The organism is Paenibacillus taichungensis (assembly GCF_050994985.1).
GTDB classification, from domain to species: Bacteria; Bacillota; Bacilli; order Paenibacillales; family Paenibacillaceae; genus Paenibacillus; species Paenibacillus taichungensis.
The window spans coordinates 3,937,249-3,954,585 of record NZ_CP194720.1; the positions used below are offsets into that span (position 1 = coordinate 3,937,249).

The 17,337-nt window shown below is 46.5% G+C and carries 16 protein-coding genes and 2 tRNA genes; 3 read left to right on the top strand and 15 right to left on the bottom strand.

Features of this window, described 5'->3' with window-relative positions:
• Window positions 1-34: 34 nt before the first annotated feature.
• A complete protein-coding gene (locus ACR1R9_RS17485) occupies window positions 35-1,681 on the bottom strand; it encodes an AraC family transcriptional regulator (RefSeq protein ID WP_433923101.1) in 1,647 nt (548 codons plus the stop codon).
• A 530-nt stretch (window positions 1,682-2,211) separates the two neighbouring features.
• Here ACR1R9_RS17485 and ACR1R9_RS17490 point away from each other — a divergent pair.
• Together ACR1R9_RS17490 and ACR1R9_RS17495 are read left to right on the top strand one after the other, a co-directional pair.
• The gene (locus ACR1R9_RS17490; RefSeq protein WP_063568292.1) at window positions 2,212-2,493 is read left to right on the top strand and encodes an ArsR/SmtB family transcription factor; all 282 of its coding nucleotides are present in this window, start codon (window positions 2,212-2,214) and stop codon (window positions 2,491-2,493) included.
• Window positions 2,494-2,564: 71 nt separating this feature from the next.
• The gene (locus ACR1R9_RS17495; protein WP_433923100.1) at window positions 2,565-3,761 is read left to right on the top strand and encodes an MFS transporter; all 1,197 of its coding nucleotides are present in this window, start codon (window positions 2,565-2,567) and stop codon (window positions 3,759-3,761) included.
• Window positions 3,762-3,980: 219 nt separating this feature from the next.
• On the opposite strand, the gene ACR1R9_RS17500 is transcribed toward ACR1R9_RS17495, so the two are convergent.
• From ACR1R9_RS17500 to nrdR, 3 genes are all read right to left on the bottom strand, one after another.
• Window positions 3,981-4,053, bottom strand: a tRNA-Lys gene (locus tag ACR1R9_RS17500).
• 16 nt (window positions 4,054-4,069) lie between these two features.
• A tRNA-Ala gene (locus tag ACR1R9_RS17505) sits at window positions 4,070-4,142 on the bottom strand.
• Window positions 4,143-4,327: 185 nt separating this feature from the next.
• On the bottom strand, window positions 4,328-4,795 hold the full coding sequence (gene nrdR, locus ACR1R9_RS17510; protein WP_076289773.1) for a transcriptional regulator NrdR: 468 nt from the start codon (window positions 4,793-4,795) through the stop codon (window positions 4,328-4,330).
• Between the two features lie 115 nt (window positions 4,796-4,910).
• Between nrdR and ACR1R9_RS17515 the strand changes: the two genes are divergently transcribed.
• A complete protein-coding gene (locus tag ACR1R9_RS17515) occupies window positions 4,911-5,132 on the top strand; it encodes an alpha/beta-type small acid-soluble spore protein (protein WP_053783555.1) in 222 nt (73 codons plus the stop codon).
• Window positions 5,133-5,239: 107 nt separating this feature from the next.
• Here the strand turns inward: ACR1R9_RS17515 and ACR1R9_RS17520 are convergent, their stop codons facing one another.
• The 11 genes from ACR1R9_RS17520 to ACR1R9_RS17570 all read right to left on the bottom strand — a co-directional run bounded on the left by ACR1R9_RS17520 (window position 5,240) and on the right by ACR1R9_RS17570 (window position 17,247).
• Window positions 5,240-5,803 (bottom strand): lytic transglycosylase domain-containing protein, encoded by a 564-nt coding sequence (locus ACR1R9_RS17520; protein ID WP_063568107.1) that lies wholly within the window; start codon window positions 5,801-5,803, stop codon window positions 5,240-5,242.
• A complete protein-coding gene (coaE, locus tag ACR1R9_RS17525) occupies window positions 5,800-6,396 on the bottom strand; it encodes a dephospho-CoA kinase (RefSeq protein WP_433923099.1) in 597 nt (198 codons plus the stop codon). The genes ACR1R9_RS17520 and coaE overlap by 4 nt, the downstream gene beginning before the upstream one ends.
• Before the next feature lie 9 nt (window positions 6,397-6,405).
• Window positions 6,406-7,179 carry a manganese efflux pump gene (locus ACR1R9_RS17530; protein ID WP_433923695.1) on the bottom strand — a complete coding sequence of 258 codons (774 nt, stop codon included), beginning with the start codon at window positions 7,177-7,179 and terminating at the stop codon, window positions 6,406-6,408.
• Window positions 7,180-7,333: 154 nt separating this feature from the next.
• Window positions 7,334-8,164 (bottom strand): DNA-formamidopyrimidine glycosylase, encoded by an 831-nt coding sequence (gene mutM / locus ACR1R9_RS17535; protein WP_063568104.1) that lies wholly within the window; start codon window positions 8,162-8,164, stop codon window positions 7,334-7,336.
• A gap of 116 nt (window positions 8,165-8,280) precedes the next feature.
• Window positions 8,281-10,935 (bottom strand): DNA polymerase I, encoded by a 2,655-nt coding sequence (gene polA, locus ACR1R9_RS17540; protein WP_433923098.1) that lies wholly within the window; start codon window positions 10,933-10,935, stop codon window positions 8,281-8,283.
• Between the two features lie 220 nt (window positions 10,936-11,155).
• On the bottom strand, window positions 11,156-11,815 hold the full coding sequence (gene phoU, locus ACR1R9_RS17545) for a phosphate signaling complex protein PhoU (protein WP_076289778.1): 660 nt from the start codon (window positions 11,813-11,815) through the stop codon (window positions 11,156-11,158).
• A 63-nt stretch (window positions 11,816-11,878) separates the two neighbouring features.
• Window positions 11,879-12,634 (bottom strand): phosphate ABC transporter ATP-binding protein PstB, encoded by a 756-nt coding sequence (gene pstB / locus ACR1R9_RS17550; RefSeq protein WP_063568101.1) that lies wholly within the window; start codon window positions 12,632-12,634, stop codon window positions 11,879-11,881.
• Window positions 12,635-12,852: 218 nt separating this feature from the next.
• The gene (locus tag ACR1R9_RS17555) at window positions 12,853-14,046 is read right to left on the bottom strand and encodes a methyl-accepting chemotaxis protein (RefSeq protein WP_433923097.1); all 1,194 of its coding nucleotides are present in this window, start codon (window positions 14,044-14,046) and stop codon (window positions 12,853-12,855) included.
• Between the two features lie 152 nt (window positions 14,047-14,198).
• Window positions 14,199-14,927: a response regulator transcription factor gene (locus ACR1R9_RS17560; RefSeq protein WP_053783546.1), complete on the bottom strand. Its 729-nt coding sequence runs from the start codon at window positions 14,925-14,927 to the stop codon at window positions 14,199-14,201.
• Between the two features lie 115 nt (window positions 14,928-15,042).
• Complete coding sequence (pnpS, locus tag ACR1R9_RS17565; RefSeq protein ID WP_076289780.1) at window positions 15,043-16,872, bottom strand: two-component system histidine kinase PnpS; 1,830 nt, start codon at window positions 16,870-16,872, stop codon at window positions 15,043-15,045.
• A 30-nt stretch (window positions 16,873-16,902) separates the two neighbouring features.
• The gene (locus ACR1R9_RS17570) at window positions 16,903-17,247 is read right to left on the bottom strand and encodes a cupin domain-containing protein (protein ID WP_433923096.1); all 345 of its coding nucleotides are present in this window, start codon (window positions 17,245-17,247) and stop codon (window positions 16,903-16,905) included.
• Between the last annotated feature and the right edge of the window lie 90 nt (window positions 17,248-17,337).

Sequence of the window (17,337 nt, forward strand, 5' to 3'; positions counted from 1 at the left end):
TAACCATGCCTTTTTGTTTGAGAAAACCTTTGGATTATTGGATGGCAGTCCACAAGGATACAGCCCGTCCGAGCTGCAAACGAATGGAAACCGGATTGTAGGGTATCCACTCTTCCTGCTCCAGATGATAGATCCGATTTCGCTTCACTGCCTCAAGCCCTTTCCAGTATTCCGAGTTAAATATACCTTCTGAATGAGCCTTTGACCCTTTTTCATCTGGAAAAACAATGACGAGCATACGAGTGCCCTCGTAATCCTGAAGTTGCGACAGTTGGATAGTAACCGAATGAAATTGGTCGCCAAACCTCTCTATTTCCTGGGCAATCTTGGCCGAAGGTCGTAATCCGAGCGATTGATACATCACATATCCGACATTTCTAATTCCATATATTTGTAAGGTATCCGGTTTTATGACGAGAATGGTCAGTGTCTCATTCACAATCGGGCTTGTTTGAATGGCTTCACGTGCCTGCTGTTCTTCCCTTTCAAAGTCTGCCAGCCATTGTTCTGCCTTCTCCAATCTTTGAATTGCCTGTGCGATAAACCGCAGATGTTCTTTCCACCCAAGCTCCATCCACGCAATTTCAACAATAGGAGCGATGGATCTCAGACGTTCAGAACTTAATCCGTTCATATGTAGATGCTGATTCGCTGCAATGATGAGCTCAATATTAGCATCTAGTAATACGGACTTTATTTGTTCAGGTGAACTGTCAGAATGGATAAAATGTATCGTTTGAGGTGGGCTAACTCCCTCTGTGCTTACATATTCGCTGCTTTCTGAGATTACGACCGCTGGTTCCACTCCAAGTAACATTAGATGGCTTGCATAAGGTGCACACCACACAGCCACTTGTTGAGAAGGTCTGCGACGTGTGTAACCTGATGGACTCTCTCCTGTTTGCTGCTTGAAACGACGACTAAGATAGAATTCATCTTTATATCCAACCTTCAGCGCGATCTCACGAAGTGAAGTGGACCCGCCAATCAATAACTCTTTGGCACGGTGAACACGCAAGCGTGAGAGATACTCATTCGGTGCGAATCCAGTTAGCTGCTTAAAAAGAGTGGAGTAGTGAGATCGACTGACCCCCGCAATTTCGGAAAGTCCTTCAGTTGTTATTTTCTCACTAAAATGGTTCTCCATAAATACGATGCTGCGTTCCATAGACGGTTGCTCACTCGCAATATATTTTGCTTCCATTCGTTCCAAAAGACTCATCAGTACTTGATGAAACAGAATCTGGTTACGCATATGCCTGACTTCATTGCCAGGTAAACGATACATATAGAGCTCCTCAAGCTGAGCTGCAATCGTTGGTTCATAGAACTCAATAAGGGTTCCTGACGCAAGCACACTGGACCGCCCCATGGCTTGCACGGGCAGTGATCTCTTCTGTTCTTGTGTGCTGATGGATAGCGTGTATATATGAAGAGGATGCATCTGATTCCCCTGTATTACAACATCACTCTTCGCCGGAATAAGGATTACTATCCCATCGGTGAGTTCGTAGATGTGATCGTCGAGATGAAGTGAGCCCTTGCCACTTGAAACAGCCAATAGAACGGTCAAGTTCTCATGGATTCTATGTATCGGCATGGTTGACGTACTATATAATGATTGAATGCTGTCTGCTATATATATTGGAAAATAGGACTCTGCCCATTCCGAGTTGTTCATTTTCTTATCCTCCGTGACTGTTATGCCTGTTAGCGGGAAACTAAACTAATCGTCCGTTCTGGGGTCACTCATTCCACTTACTGATGAGGGATGATGCCTGATAAACGTCTCTGTATGACTATTTTAACATTGTGGCTTCCTCCAGAATACTAGCGTTCAATTATAAATAGCTTTTACGATTGTCGCCATAAGTATGGCAAAAATTTCAACCGTATTCTACAACGCAAGTTACTTTTACATAATGGTCTCAAATAAAACATTCCATCCTATCCTTTTTTAACTCAAAGTTTAATCATGTTGCGGGGAGAGCCGATTCAGGCTGCGAACCCAAGAAGCCGGAAGCACCAGATTTCAGGTGTTCCCGGCATGAGAGCCTGGCAAAGTGGTAGCTATTTTGACGGAAAGCCCAAGCGACTCATCTGTTAAAATAACTACACAGTCTTATTCTCTGTTTACATTCAAAAAAAGGTGAGCTACATTATTTTTACGGATATAGAAATAACTACAGTTAGAAAAAAGGTGAATTTACGATGGTAGAAGAAAATGCGAATGTGCGTCAAGCTATTAAAGTGTACAAAGCGCTCGGAGAACCCACGAGAATCAAAATTGCCTTACTCCTTACGGAGGAGACAACTTTGTGTTGCTCTGATATCGAGTCTAAGCTGGAATCAGTGGCCAGCTCAACGCTTTCCCATCACTTGAAGCAATTGACAGACTGTGGACTGTTGAACCTCCGCAAGGAAGGAACGTATATCTACTACAGCGTAAACCGCGAAATGGCACAGAAATATGCGCCTTATTTGCTGGAGTAATTTTTTTTGAACATTATTTCTATAGAACTAGAAATATAAAACATTGAAGTATAGAGAGGAGCTTTACCAGTATGTCGAATGCATTGAAAATTTATATGCTGGCTATTATTAGCTTTCTAGTTGGGACATCCGAATATATTATTGCAGGGATTTTGGATAAGGTGGCTGCAGATGTAGGTGTCTCCGTATCGGTCGCAGGTCAGCTGATTACCGTTTTTTCTCTGGCCTATGCCTTCGGCACACCGATCGTCATAGCCGTCACTGCACGTATGGAGAGACGTAAACTTCTCCTTTATGCGCTTGGTGTATTTGCAGTAGGCAACCTGATTGCCGTCGCGTTACCCGGCTTTACATTCTTGCTCGTATCGCGTATTGTTCTCGCGATTAGTACCGGCGTGTTTCTCGTTACCTCATTGACGGTTGCTGCCAAGCTCGCTGCACCTGGCAAACAAGGAAGTGCAATTGCAACTCTTATAATGGGTTTCAGTGCCTCCTTAATTATCGGAGTTCCACTTGGAAGAGTCGCCGCTTCGGTTTATGATTGGAAGCTCATTTTTGGCGTTATCGGTCTACTAGGTTTGTTTGCCATGTTCTTAATCCTTATTGCTATACCCCAATCCAATGGCGAGGCGCCTGTTCCGATTCGCAAACAGTTTGCACTGTTGAAGAAACCTGAAATTGCGATCGCGTTGGTTGTCGCCTTCATGTGGATTGGTGGATACTCGGTTGTTTACACCTATATTTCGCCCTACTTGCTGACCATAACCAAATTAAGCGAGCAAAGCGTAAGCATCGCACTCTTCTCTTTCGGTATCGCTAGCTTGTTTGGTTCTAAATTCGGCGGTTACAGCACCGATAGATGGGGAGCTCCCCGCACATTAGTCATCGGAATGCTGTTTAATACCATGGCTCTAGTTCTGCTCTCACTAGATGGGCAAACGCCGTTGATCGTATTCCCACTTCTGATGTTTTGGTCTTTCACCGTTTGGTCTTCGAGCCCAACCCAGCAGTTTTATTTATTGTCACTTGCTCCAGAGGCATCGGGCATTATGCTTAGTATGAATACCTCCGTTTTGCATCTTGGCATGGCCGCTGGTGCTGGTCTTGGCGGTGTTGTCGTCGAGCAGGCATCACTGAGCTACATCAGTTGGATCGGCGCAACGAGCGTCATTCTGGCTGCTGTAACTGCTGCTACCTTCTTCCGTATTTCCTACTTGCGCAAACGCCGCGAAGAAGTAAAATGCAGCCTAGTCGAGACTTGTGCGTAATTCAAATCTCCCCAAAAAACCAGGCTGCTAATTTACAGCACCCTGGTTTTTGTTTTTCTATTCAAGTCGGGTCAGGAATTTGTTTTTCTTCCCGTGGCGCAGCACGACAATTTCGTCATATAGTTAAGCATTTTGCCACTTAAAGACTCTGTAACTGTATAAAAGCAATCAAGTTGTCTCCTAATAAAAAAAGAACGGCATCTCTGCCGTTCTTTTTGATGGACTCTCAGGGACTCGAACCCTGGACCAATTGATTAAGAGTCAACTGCTCTACCAACTGAGCTAAGAGTCCATATGATGTTCTTGTATGGAGCCTAGGGGGATCGAACCCCTGACCTCATCGCTGCCAGCGATGCGCTCTCCCAGCTGAGCTAAGGCCCCAAATTATGAATATAACAAGTTGTCCAAATCTGCAATGCTCCGCAGGCGACTCCTATATCATATAAAATACAGCTTTTGCTGTCAACAACTTTTTCTTGAAGCTAAAGTGATTGGAGAAGAACAACCTTTTTACTGGAACACACAGATGGTAACCCCAGAATGCTCTTCCCCTTTTACCCGTTTCACTAATCCACGTTGTCATCTTTGGACAATAGGGATTTGAGTTCTTTCATAAACATATTGATGTCTTTGAATTGACGGTACACCGAAGCGAAGCGCACATAGGCTACTTCATCCACTGGAAATAGCTGTTCCATCAGTAGTTCGCCAATCTGACGGCTCTCTACTTCAGCATCGGCTGTATTTCGCAGAGACTTCTCTACCTCAGATACCATCATTTCAAGTGTCTCCACAGAGACCGGACGTTTCTCACAAGCCCGGATCAGGCCACGAAGAATCTTGTCCCGGCTAAATTCCTCACGACTGCCGTCCTTCTTGATGACGATCAGCGGTGTTTCTTCCACCATTTCAAAAGTTGTAAATCGACGGCTACATTGCTCACACTCACGACGACGACGAATCGATTTCGATTCATTGGCCGGCCTTGAATCAAGCACCTTTGTGCCCAGATAGGCGCAATAAGGACATTTCAAATCAGATCACTTCCCATGTTTTACTTTTTACCAGAAATTGCCTACATGCATTTAGTTATGAAAATCGTATTGCCGACACATAATACTTTTACCAACCGCGAGGAGGTGAACAGCAATGGCACAAAGCAATGGTAACTCCAACAACCTGGTGGTAACTAAAGCTTCCGCAGCTCTCGAACAACTGAAATATGAAGTTGCTCAAGAACTCGGAATCAGCATCCCACAAGACGGATACCAAGGTAACATGACTTCTTACGAGAACGGTTCGATCGGTGGATACATCACGAAGCGTCTGGTAACAATTGCAGAACAGCAATTGGCAGGTCAATACCAATAATATCTGCATCGTAATACGGTACACAGAGGAGCATGGAGCGGCCGGTGAACAACCGGCCTGCTCGGTGCTTCTACTTATTTTAGACCATGAATCCAGATTGTATTAACTTAGAACGTATTATAGATCTTTACATACTGATTATAATAATAAATGACGCGTTGTACATAGTGCCGGGTTTCACCAAACGGAATATCTTTGACCGTCTCGAATGAACCATCCCATACGCCATCCCTTAGCCATGAGTTCACTTTACCTGGACCTGCATTGTAAGCAGCAATCATAGCCGCTTCATTCCCGTCAAATTGATCTGACAGGTTGCGTAGATACCAGGTACCCAGCTGAATATTCCTTTCAGGCTCGTGCTTCAATTCTTCCAGTGAGGTGCCCGGAATTTTGGCCTGCTCCATAATCCAGTTAGCAGTGTCAGGCATTAGCTGCATTAACCCGATGGCACCTCTCTTGGATTCCTTGCTTGTCTTAAAATTGGTCTCCACCTTGATGATGGAAGCGATGAGAAACGGATCAACCTCATAACTCTGAGACTGGGCACGAATCTCTTCCTTATAATGAATCGGATAGAACCATGACATCCAATTGGTATTCAGGAACAGCACCAATACAAAAGACACAAACATCAACAACAATACCCGTTTCTTACGCAGCAATCTCATATTAGGCCCTTACGATGCAAAAAAGAAATGAGTTGCTGCTCCGTCTCTGACCACAAGCCGCTGTTATCAATAACCACGTCAGCACGCTGCTTCTTATCTTCAATATCCATCTGCACGTCGATACGGGCGTCTGCCTGTTCCGCCGTCATTCCATCCCTGCCCATCAGTCGTTCCCGCTGCACTGATCTCGGAACGTAAACAACCATCACTTCTTCGAAGCCATCCTCCAGCCCTGACTCGTACAATAACGGAATATCCGATACGACCAGCTTTTCCGGATGTTCAAGCTCATACAGTGCAGCGCGCTCGCGCATCTCCTTGCGGATCGCAGGATGTGTAATCGCCTCAAGTGCCTTACGTTCCTCTGGATTCTGAAACACAATACTGCCAAGCTTTTTCCGATCCAATGTTCCGTCCTCATTCAATATGGCTTGTCCGAACCGCTGTACAGCCGCAGCCAAAACGGGATGCCCGGGCAGCATTACTTCCCGGGCAATCACATCTGCATCAATGAGCAACGCTCCCTTACTGGCGAGAAAGGCGGACACGCTGCTTTTGCCTGTCGCGATCCCGCCGGTTAAGCCAATATTCATTATTTCACCTCACAACAACTTCATTATTCCCATAAACATTAATAAAAGCGCAGGTAATACAGATAATCTTCGCATCCACCGCAAAGCAGCAAAGCGTAATCCAACTTTCATGCCCAGAGACAGAAATGCTCCGCTGAACAACGCAATAACTAATGCTGTCCACAAAGTTGGGAATCCCAATAACGCTGCCCCTAATCCTGCACCGAAAGCATCCAGAGAAAGGGCTATACCAAGCCACATCGCTTCTTGGACGGATATACTGCCCGAGTTATCCATATCTGCCTTCGAGGGACTCCGCAGAATTTGTATAACTACACCCAGCTTCCGCAGCTCAAGTGTAAAGACCATTCGTTCCAGAGATCCTCCAGAAGCAGATGGCTCAAGTTCAAGCGCGAGCACCTGATTTCTGCCCTTCGGCTGAGCTTCTGGTGAGGCTTGCGTACTACTGCGGATTGTTCCTGCTGCTGTTCCCTCACCCACTCCATTGTCCGTTTCCAGCTGTTCCTTGCCCCGTTTTCGAATGAGTTGCAGCAACGACCATGCGCCAATACCGATCAGAATAACCGCTCCAACAATTGAAGCCACGTCCGGAGATACGACATGAGACAGAAGTACACCTACTTGCATCGATAATGCAATAACCAGACCCGAACAGATGGAAATGACGACAATGGATAACAGCGGAATTTTAGTTCTCCGCAGCCCATATGTAATCCCGACTCCAAAACCATCTAAACTAAGCGCCAAAGCAAGCGCCAGTAATGAAATAAAATGATGCAGCACCCCGGATTCCTCCCCTGTGCGGAACTCGTTCCAACTGGCGGCTGCCAGTATGGGTATACGCCCGCTTATTTCTGCCATATCAGTATATGGAGGGAGGAATCCAAGGGTGCTACAATTTGACGATTTCGTTCATGCTACCAAACCCATCAACGATTTAGAGCAGCGGTTGACAGTTTGGACAGTAATGCGTGCCCCTACCACCTACAACACTCTTCTCGATTAATGTGCCACACGTTGCACAAGGTTCAGACTTGCGTCCATATATTTTCAACTGATGCTGGAACATTCCCATCTCGCCCTGTCCATTGACATAGGACTTAATGGAGGAACCTCCTGCATTCACCGCATCCTGGAGCGTAACCACGATCGCTTCATGCAGCACGGTTAACTGGGCTTCGGTTAATGTCTTGGCAATGGTTTCTGGATGAATTCCAGCGCGGAACAAGGCCTCGTCCACATAAATATTCCCGATGCCGACCACATATGCCTGATTTAACAAGACGGCTTTAATTTTGGTCGTGCGTTTGCCAACAGCATCACGGAATGCAGCTACAGTAAACGCAGGATCAAGCGGCTCCAGCCCCAGTTTTAACAAAGGTTTGGATACCAGTTCCTCCCCTGCATTGAAGAGATGCATTGTACCGAATTGACGGACATCCTTGTAACGTAATTCTGTACCATCGGTAAAGTGAAAGATAACATGGGTATGCTTCTCCACTTCCTCATGCTGTTGGTATACCCCGTACCTGCCTTCCATCCGCAGATGGGAGACAAGCACCAGCCCGTCCAGCAAAATACGCAAAAACTTGCCTCTGCGCTCCACACCGATCACGGTATGTCCCTTAAGTTCCATTGCAAATGCATCTATGTCGTCCGGCCGCTGAATAATCCGCGGCAAGCTAACGGTAACGGAGTCAATGGTCTTGCCAACAATAAGTTGATTCAATGTTCTTCTGACTGTTTCGACTTCCGGTAATTCCGGCATGATGTTCTCACCTCCCCTATATTATAACGGAAGATGGCGCTCAGCGGGACCCCTTCTTGTGTCGAAAACAGTTGAAAAATATTTTGTAAAATAACGGAAAACCCGCTTGGGATCTATTATTTAGCCTCGTACCAGTTTTCTCCGTAGCTGACTTCCGCTTTTAGCGGCACTGACAGCTCCAATGCTTTTTCCATCACCGAAGGAACCAGCTCTTTCATCAGTTCCATTTCATCCGCAGGCACTTCGAATACAAGCTCATCGTGCACCTGTAATAGCATGCGGCTCTTCAGCTTGCGTTCACGCAGTGCTTCATCCATCTGTACCATGGCAAGCTTGATGATATCTGCCGCAGTTCCCTGAATCGGTGTATTCATCGCTGTCCGTTCCGCGAAGGAACGCAGGTTAAAGTTGCTTGCATTGATTTCTGGCAGATAACGACGGCGTTCCAGCAACGTTTTGACATAACCATCCTGACGGGCTTCCTTCACAATATCATCCATATATCGGCGAACACCCTGAAATACTTCAAAGTATTGATCGATAAACTGTGCTGCCTCTTTCCGCGTGATGTGCAGGTTCTGCGAAAGGCCGTAATCACTGATGCCATAAACAATTCCGAAGTTAACCGCCTTGGCAGAACGACGCATGTCTCCATCCACCTCTTCTGGCTTCACACCAAACACATCGGAGGCCGTCTTCGTATGGATATCCATGTCCTGAACAAAAGCTTCCTTCAGCCGCTCATCATCTGAAATATGTGCAAGGACGCGCAGTTCAATCTGCGAATAGTCTGCTGCCAAAATGGACCAGCCCGGCTCGGAAGGAACAAATACCTTCCTGATTTTACGACCTTCCTCCATCCGAATCGGAATGTTCTGCAAGTTCGGGAACTGGCTGCTCAGACGCCCAGTAGCCGCGATCGTCTGACGGTAAAACGTATGCACCTTGCCATCCTTATCTGAAATCTCTTTGAGCAGTCCTTCTACATATGTGGACTGTAACTTGGCAAGTTGACGATATTGCAGAATATGTTTGACCACATCATTATATGGAGCCAGCTTCTCTAATACTTCGGCATCCGTAGAGTATCCTGTTTTTGTTTTCTTCACCACAGGCAGACCTAGTTTATCGAATAAAATCTCACCCAGCTGTTTCGGTGAATTCAGATTGAATTCCGTGCCGGAAAGCTTGTAGATTTCCGCCATCAACCTGCTGATATTTTCTTCGAACTCACTACCCAAAGCCTGCAAATCTGCCGTATTAGCCTTAATGCCCTGTTTCTCCATATCTGCAAGAATACGTGACAACGGCATTTCGAGTTCATGGAAAAGTGCGTTCATCTCATTGCTCTCCAGTGCCTGCTCCTGGAGTGGAATAATGGCTGCTACTGCGGCCGCTTTGCGACATAGAAAATCGCCCAGTATATCCGCCTCAGGCACCCGGTATTTTGCACCTTTGCCCATAACCGTATCATCCTCCACAAGGGAAGGCAGACCATACTTCGTGGTCAGGCCACTGATCGTCTGATTCGATTCGGTTGGATCAAGCAAATAGGCAGCCAGCTGCACATCAAATGACGCTCCAGCAAACTCAATGCCATGCGCATGCAATGCCAGATCAACACGGTGCAGATCATAACCACGCTTGGGTTGATCTGCATTGCCAAGCCACTCTCTCACTGGGGCCGCTGCCTCAGACTGAAGCAATTCGGGAGACAGGAATGTATAGGTTCCGGCTGAACCGACAGCAAGTCCAATTAGTTTCGCCTGATGCGGGTTATCGCCATGTGTCTCCACATGCAGCACATCAATGGATTCGAGTGAACCGAACAGTTCACTAATCGTTTCTTCTGTTGCAATGGAGGATTCCACTGCGGCAGCCGGAACGGCTTCCTGTTCAGAAACTACACTTGCACGGAATGACAGGCGCTCAAGCAAAGACTTGAATTCGAGCTTGGCCAAAGCCGGACCTGCCAGTTCCTCTTTTAAGCCAGCAAACTGCATATCTTCCCAAGTTTGTTCCAATGGAACTTCACGGTGGATCGTGGCAAGCTGCTTACTCATACGTGCATCTTCGGCGTGAGCCTCAATCTTTTCTTTCATTTTTCCCTTTAGCTCACCTGTACCGTTAAGAACTTCTTCAACCGAACCGAACTGGTGCAGCAGTTTCAGAGCCGTTTTCTCTCCGACGCCAGGAATGCCCGGAATATTGTCGGACGCATCGCCCATCAGACCTTTGAGGTCAATGATTTGCAGCGGGGTCAGACCATAGCGCTCCTTAATCTGAGCGGGATCGTATAGCTCAATCTCGGTTACCCCTTTACGCGTAAGCCCGATATGCACATGTTCAGAGGCAAGCTGCAACATATCTTTGTCACCCGACACAACGAGAACCTGTCTTCCAGCTTCGTCCGCACGTTTCGTTAATGTTCCGATAATGTCATCCGCTTCAAACCCTGCAAGCTCAAACTGGGCAATCCCGAAGCCCTGAAGCAGCTCTTTCAGCAGCGGAAATTGCTCGGACAACTCCGGTGGTGTTTTCTCACGACCACCCTTATATTCCTGGTAACCTTCGTGCCGGAACGTAACTTTGCCTGCATCAAATGCCACCATCACATGTGTCGGTTTATGCTCTTCCAGCAAGCGCAGCAGCATCGTGGTGAAGCCGTACACCGCATTGGTGTGCAAGCCTTTCGAGTTAGTTAGCGGCGGCATTGCAAAAAATGCCCTGTAAATAATGCTATTTCCATCTATAAGAATAAACTTGTCCATTCCAGCACCTCGCGTATCGTATGGTCAATCCTTCAATTACATCTACTCTCATGATACCATACACACCAGTTACAACAAAAAAATTAGTCATCTTTATAGGTCATGATTTGGCCTGCAAAAAAAGGAACTCCCTCAGCGGGTGACCTGTTCACAGGCCGACCGAGAGAAAGTCCCTTCATTTCGCTACGAATAATACCCCAATTCCACTATAAGCGGTTACCTATTGATTCAAATCAGGGCGTTTTCCTGTTACCAGATACACCGTGCTCTCACCAATATTTGTTGCGTGGTCACCAATCCGTTCGATATAACGTCCTACCAACATCAAAAGCATCGCTTGGGAAGCCTTATTTGGATGGTCTGTCATAAACGAGTAGAGATCACTGATCATATGACTGTACAATTGGTCAACCTGATCATCGGTCTGAGCCATTTTGTAGGCCAGATCCGTATTTTCTTTCAGGAAGGATTCAATGGATTCCTCAATCATGGACTTCACGATTTCCGCCATTCTTGGAATATCCACAAGCGGTTTAATGAGCTCCTGCCCATCCATACGAAGGGTCACTTTGGCCACATCCAGCGCAAGGTCACCCATACGCTCCAAGTCACTTGAGATTTTGAAGGCAACAATAATGCGTCGCAAATCCTTCGCTACCGGCTGTTGTGTAATGATGAGCTTGGAACCCAGTTCCATAATCTTGTCTTCCAGGGCATTCAGATTCGCATCATTCTTGATGATGACCTGAGCTTTCTCGGCATCCATCGTCTGTAAACTTTCAATAGCACCATCCAAAGCTGTGCCTACATGCTCACCCATTTGCCGAAGCAGTGTGCGCAGTTCCTCAAGCTCCTGATCAAATTCTTTTCTGCGAATCATAGATTCCATGTCCTCCTTATCCATCATCTCCGGACATGCCGGGATCGTTCGAACTCAGCTTGCTTATCCGAACCGTCCGGATATATAATCCTCGGTTCTGGAATCCTGCGGTGTGGAGAACAACGTTTCTGTATCTGCTGCCTCCACCACTTCTCCGTTCAGGAAAAATACTGTACGACCCGATACACGTGCAGCTTGGTGCATGTTGTGGGTTACCATTACAATCGTGTATTTGTGGTGCAATTCCTTGACCAGTTCCTCAATTTTAAGCGTTGAGATTGGATCAAGTGCAGATGTTGCTTCATCCATCAACAGTACGTCAGGCTGCACGGCCAGAGCACGCGCAATACAGAGGCGCTGCTGTTGTCCACCAGAGAGACTGAGTGCTGATTTTTTGAGCACATCCTTTACTTCATCCCACAGTGCAGCATGAACAAGACTCTGCTCAACCAAACGATCCAGTTCGGCTTTTTGCGTCACCCCGTGAAGTCGTGGTCCATAGGCCACGTTATCGTAAATGGATTTTGGAAAAGGGTTAGGCTGCTGAAATACCATTCCGACCCGCTTGCGCAGCGTCTCTACTTCAATCTCATTGCTATAAATGTCAGAACCGTCCAACATAACTTGTCCTTCCACACGTACGCCTGGAATCATGTCATTCATCCGATTCAATGTACGAAGCAAGGTCGATTTACCACAGCCCGACGGACCAATAAATGCAGTAACCGTCTTCTCCGGCAGGTCCATCGATATATTTTTAAGCGCGTGATGCGTATCATAGTATAAATTAAGTCCTTCAATGTGAATGAGGTCCTTCATGGATGTTCACTTCTCCTTCGCGGCAGGGACAACCAGATTCCCTTACGTAGACCGATGCCAATGATTGAACTTGGCTCTCGGTCATCTATAATATCCTACCCTCTCATTGTAAAAACAGTATCACTTTCATGTTAACGGAATGTAAAAAGAGACATCTTTCACACCCACGACCCTCCTATCCGGTCATTGTGTATGAATGATGTCCATCCTACCTTCGTTTAGTCATCCGCCTGAACCATATCTTGCAGTCTCTCCCGAATGTGCCCAGCCAATTCTCCCGCCGTATTGCCTTCCATCGCGATATCCGCTGCAATATGGGACATGCCAGCTACAGCCGTGTTCAATTGTTTGAACGCAGCCCCACCTTCGTTTACATGAACAGAGCTGTTATCAATCTCTGCCGAGCTTGCTCTCACCAGTTCTACAGTCTGTCTGGTCAATCCTCCGATATCATCCAGTAAAGAGGACATATTACCCGCAACCTCACGGGTCTGCTTGGCTAGTGCGCGAATCTCACCAGCGACGACCTGGAAACCCCGTCCATACTCCCCCGCATGTGCCGCTTCAATGGAAGCATTCATGGCGAGTAGCCCGCTTTGGTCAGCCAATGAACGAATGGAACGCGCCATCCCGGAACCCATATCGATGGAGCGAAGCATGTCATCCGCGTGCTTCTGCTGACCCTCCATATGCTGATATACACGGTTATAGGAAGCATCAACCTGATTGAGACTGCTTGCTCCCCGTTCGGATAACTGCATGATCTGAGACGCTTCTTGCCCCGCCTTTCGAGCTGCTTGAACCAGTTTGGTGACAGAGTCGTTAATTCTCGTTATTTCCTGCCTGCTCTGTGTAATAATATGTACACGTTCTTCCGAAGCCACATGCTGCAGCTTACGGGAAAGGGACATGACATCCCTCATCGTCAGCACACCCAGCAATCGGTCTTCTTCCGTAACGATCAAACAATCGTAGAAATATTGCTCACTGCGCGCCAAGGCAATGTCAATAATCGCAGTCGCTTCTGCATGCACATCGACAATAACAGGAGAAGAGTCCGCTACATGAACAACCGGCTTCCGATAGAAGAGATCTGCCGCGAAGCGTCCATTCAACATCCGGTATAACGTCTCTCGCATCAACAAACCTAATGGCTGCATGTGATCAGCACATAATACAATACAAGGGTACTCCTGATCCTGATTGAGCAGGCTTGCCGCTTCCCCACAGGTAGTGTGAACGTCAATTACAGGTATTTGACGGCAATAATCCCTTAATGAGATTACATTCTCTTTGGTGACCCCAACTTTATCATCATCTTTTTGCTCTCCCATGGGAGCTATAACTTGATCCTGTTGCGTATCTATTATTTCTTCGGGCTGGTCGGGCTTCACTTCGAGCAACATGGGCATAAATGCGCAATCTCCTTTACGTATGAGCTCCGTCCTGAGGTGGGATATGTAGGTACAAAGTATCACTCAGACAGCTTCATCCTACTCCCTATACGTAAAGGAAAATAATTGTTTGTGTTAACGGAATGTAAAATAAAACTCCCCGATCATTGTTAACTTGAATGATGGGGAGTTTTTCTTTTTACAACTAATTTATAACCTACACCGCGAATTGAATCAATGTGAACCGATTCCGGATCAAGCTCCAACTTTTTCCGTAATGAACTGACATGAACGTCCACCGTGCGCTGTCCTCCGATATAATCGAAGCCCCAGACCGCATTCATCAGATCATCCCGAGTAAGCACAACACCCGGCTTCTTGGCCAGATAAAGCAGTACCTCGAATTCCTTGGGACGAAGACTGATGGATTGTCCACCCAGTGTCACTTCATACTTCAAAGGATAAATCTCAAGCTCTCCCAGAATAATACGTGACCCGTCCTTATCCTCTGGCTGCGGCAAATCTTCACCGTTCGAATAACGTCTTAATACTGCATCTACACGTGCAAGCAATTCAGATACACCAAATGGCTTCGTAATATAATCATCGGCACCTGATTTTAAGCCTTGTACAACTTCGGCTTCACCGTTTTTGGCTGTGAGAATAATGACCGGTGTGCTGACACCCTGAATTCGTAACTTGTTCAGAATATCCAGACCATTCATTCCAGGAAGCATCAGATCCAGCAGAATCAGATCAAATTCCTGGGACAACGCCCGATCATAACCTGAAGATCCGTGATCCTCAGCAATAACATCATAGCCCTCTTGTGTCAGGTTGTACGTAAGCAATCTTGATAATGTTGGTTCATCTTCAATAACGAGCAAACGCTGCGCCATGATACCCCTTCTCTCCTATAGGTTGTCTGTTGCCACAACACTTTGTTTATCATAGCACCTAATTGTTAACTCTGTGTAAAACAGCGCATTCCTTTTACATTTCACTTCCATTGCACTAGATTTCTTCATCCTGAATTAATGGAAGGATAACACGAAACGTAGTCCCCATGCCAAGTTCACTCTCTACAGACAGTTTGCCATGGTGCAATTCTACCAGATGTTTCACAATTGAAAGTCCAAGTCCAGTTCCTCCCGAATTACGGGATCTGCCCTTGTCTACCCGATAGAAGCGTTCAAAAATCCGCGGCAAATCTTTCTTCGGAATACCAATTCCTGTGTCGGATACTGCAAATACAACTTCTTCTTCGTCCTCATTATGTTCAACCGACACTTGTAGTTTTACCCGTCCACCCTCAGGAGTGTAATTAATGCCGTTGGATAACAGATTAATAAAGATCTGCTTCATTTTATCCTCATCAGCTTCAATATACAATTCTTCGGGAACATTCATCTCCAGCCGAATCTCTTTCTTCTCCGCCACCTTGGACAAGGTACCCAGAACCATCTCGAAGAACGAATGCACATGCACAGGTGAACACTGCAGCGGAGCCCGTTTGGACTCAATTTTGGACAATTCCAGAATATCTCCGATCAATCGGTTCAGTCTGTCACCTTCATCATATATGATTTGCAAGAATGAACGCTCTGTCTCTTTATCCTGTACGCCACCGCTAAGAAGCGTTTCGGCAAAACCTTTGACTGCAGCTACCGGCGTCTTAAGTTCATGAGATACATTTGCTACGAACTCACTGCGCATCGATTCCAGCCTGCGGATTGCTGTTACATCCTGAAGGAGGAAGAGCATTCCCCGATAAGCGCCGTCATCTTCAGACATCGGTACTCCATCAATACGAATCAATTTTTCCACCGGATTGAACACACTTACTTCTTCATGCATTGGTTCTCGCAATGCAACACTTTCTTCAATCGTGCGCGTCAGCTCATAATGCCGCTTCAATTCAATATAAGGTTTCCCGGTAACCCGCTCCGCCTGAATGCCAAGCATACGCTCCGCTTCCCGGTTAACCAGCGCAATGGATTGACCTGCATCAATCATGATAATGCCGCCTGTCATGTTGGCAAGCACGCTTTGCAGCAGCGCTTCATTATCTCTAATCGTTTTTAGCTGCATCTGAAGGCTGTCTGCCATTCCATTAATGGCAAGTCCCAGTTGACCGATCTCATCATTTCGAGTTACATCCACTCTCGCATCATAATCCAGCTTGGTGATCCGGTGAGCCACCTTCGTAATATGCTCAATGGGTGATGTCAGTCCCCGCGCAACCCGGTAACTTACCAGAGCCACAATCAGAAACAGAAGGCCCAGGGTGAAGAACATCAAAATCCATCCCTGCTGAAGGCCCTGATCTACAGCTTCAAGGCTCATGGATAGTCGAATGTAACCGTCAAATTTCCCATTGGGTAACTCAATCATGTCGCTTTGATCCGAATTCACAGGAAGCGCAACATACAGCATGTCCTGTCCTAATGTTGCACTATAACGAATTGACTGACCATAGTTTTGTCCAACCGCTTCTTTAATCTCTTGACGGTTCAAGTGGTTGTCCATTGAATTGGGATCGCTCTCCGAGTCACCAATGACCGTTCCGTCTTTATTGATAAAGGTTACCCGTGAATCCGTCAGTCGATCCAGCTCGACAGCACGTTCAGAGTAATATTTCTGTGTCTCTGCATTGTTTGGATCAGTTGCATCATGAAACGGGAACGTTGCTTTGAGCAAGTTAATCTCACGCACCATCGTTTGCTCCAGTGCGGTAATGTGAGTAGTCTTAAAAACTCTGCCCATCGTATAACCCGCAACAATGACGGAAATACCGATCAGCACCATCATAATGATGGCAAGGCGAATTCGGAACGGTCTCATCTATCTCTTCCTTTGTTATAAAATTAATAATTACATATCCATTTCTATTCGATCACCACGAGTGGTGGGCTGTGAAATAACAAGAAACTCCACATCTGCTTCTCCACGATTCTGCATCTGATGTGGCATCTTCGGCGCAATTTCTATCCCTTCATGGGGTCCGAGCATGAACTCTTCCCCGTTAAGTTCCATACAGGCCTCACCACTAAGGATGAAAAAGAACTGACGACTTATCAAATGATAATGCCGGGTTTCAGATGTTCCTGCAGGCATACGTTCATGAATAACGCTCAGTGCTTCATTTTGGACGAGATGCCAGCCATCACATTGTCCACCCCATATATAGTGTGCTGCATTTTGTTTGCTAATCTTCATATGACCGCCCCCGAAGCTTACTTGTTCGGTCTATATCATATCACAGATAGCATGGAGACCCTGCCATTTTTGATAAGCAGCAGAGCGGCA

Coding starts and splice junctions, on each gene's coding strand:
- ACR1R9_RS17485 (WP_433923101.1), bottom strand. CDS start 1,681: ATGAACAACTCGGAATGGGCAGAGTCCTATTTTCCAATATATATAGCA.
- ACR1R9_RS17490 (WP_063568292.1), top strand. CDS start 2,212: ATGGTAGAAGAAAATGCGAATGTGCGTCAAGCTATTAAAGTGTACAAA.
- ACR1R9_RS17495 (WP_433923100.1), top strand. CDS start 2,565: ATGTCGAATGCATTGAAAATTTATATGCTGGCTATTATTAGCTTTCTA.
- ACR1R9_RS17515 (WP_053783555.1), top strand. CDS start 4,911: ATGGCACAAAGCAATGGTAACTCCAACAACCTGGTGGTAACTAAAGCT.
- ACR1R9_RS17520 (WP_063568107.1), bottom strand. CDS start 5,803: ATGAGATTGCTGCGTAAGAAACGGGTATTGTTGTTGATGTTTGTGTCT.
- coaE (WP_433923099.1), bottom strand. CDS start 6,396: ATGAATATTGGCTTAACCGGCGGGATCGCGACAGGCAAAAGCAGCGTG.
- mutM (WP_063568104.1), bottom strand. CDS start 8,164: ATGCCGGAATTACCGGAAGTCGAAACAGTCAGAAGAACATTGAATCAA.
- polA (WP_433923098.1), bottom strand. CDS start 10,935: ATGGACAAGTTTATTCTTATAGATGGAAATAGCATTATTTACAGGGCA.
- phoU (WP_076289778.1), bottom strand. CDS start 11,815: ATGATTCGCAGAAAAGAATTTGATCAGGAGCTTGAGGAACTGCGCACA.
- pstB (WP_063568101.1), bottom strand. CDS start 12,634: ATGAAGGACCTCATTCACATTGAAGGACTTAATTTATACTATGATACG.
- ACR1R9_RS17555 (WP_433923097.1), bottom strand. CDS start 14,046: ATGCCCATGTTGCTCGAAGTGAAGCCCGACCAGCCCGAAGAAATAATA.
- ACR1R9_RS17560 (WP_053783546.1), bottom strand. CDS start 14,927: ATGGCGCAGCGTTTGCTCGTTATTGAAGATGAACCAACATTATCAAGA.
- pnpS (WP_076289780.1), bottom strand. CDS start 16,872: ATGAGACCGTTCCGAATTCGCCTTGCCATCATTATGATGGTGCTGATC.
- ACR1R9_RS17570 (WP_433923096.1), bottom strand. CDS start 17,247: ATGAAGATTAGCAAACAAAATGCAGCACACTATATATGGGGTGGACAA.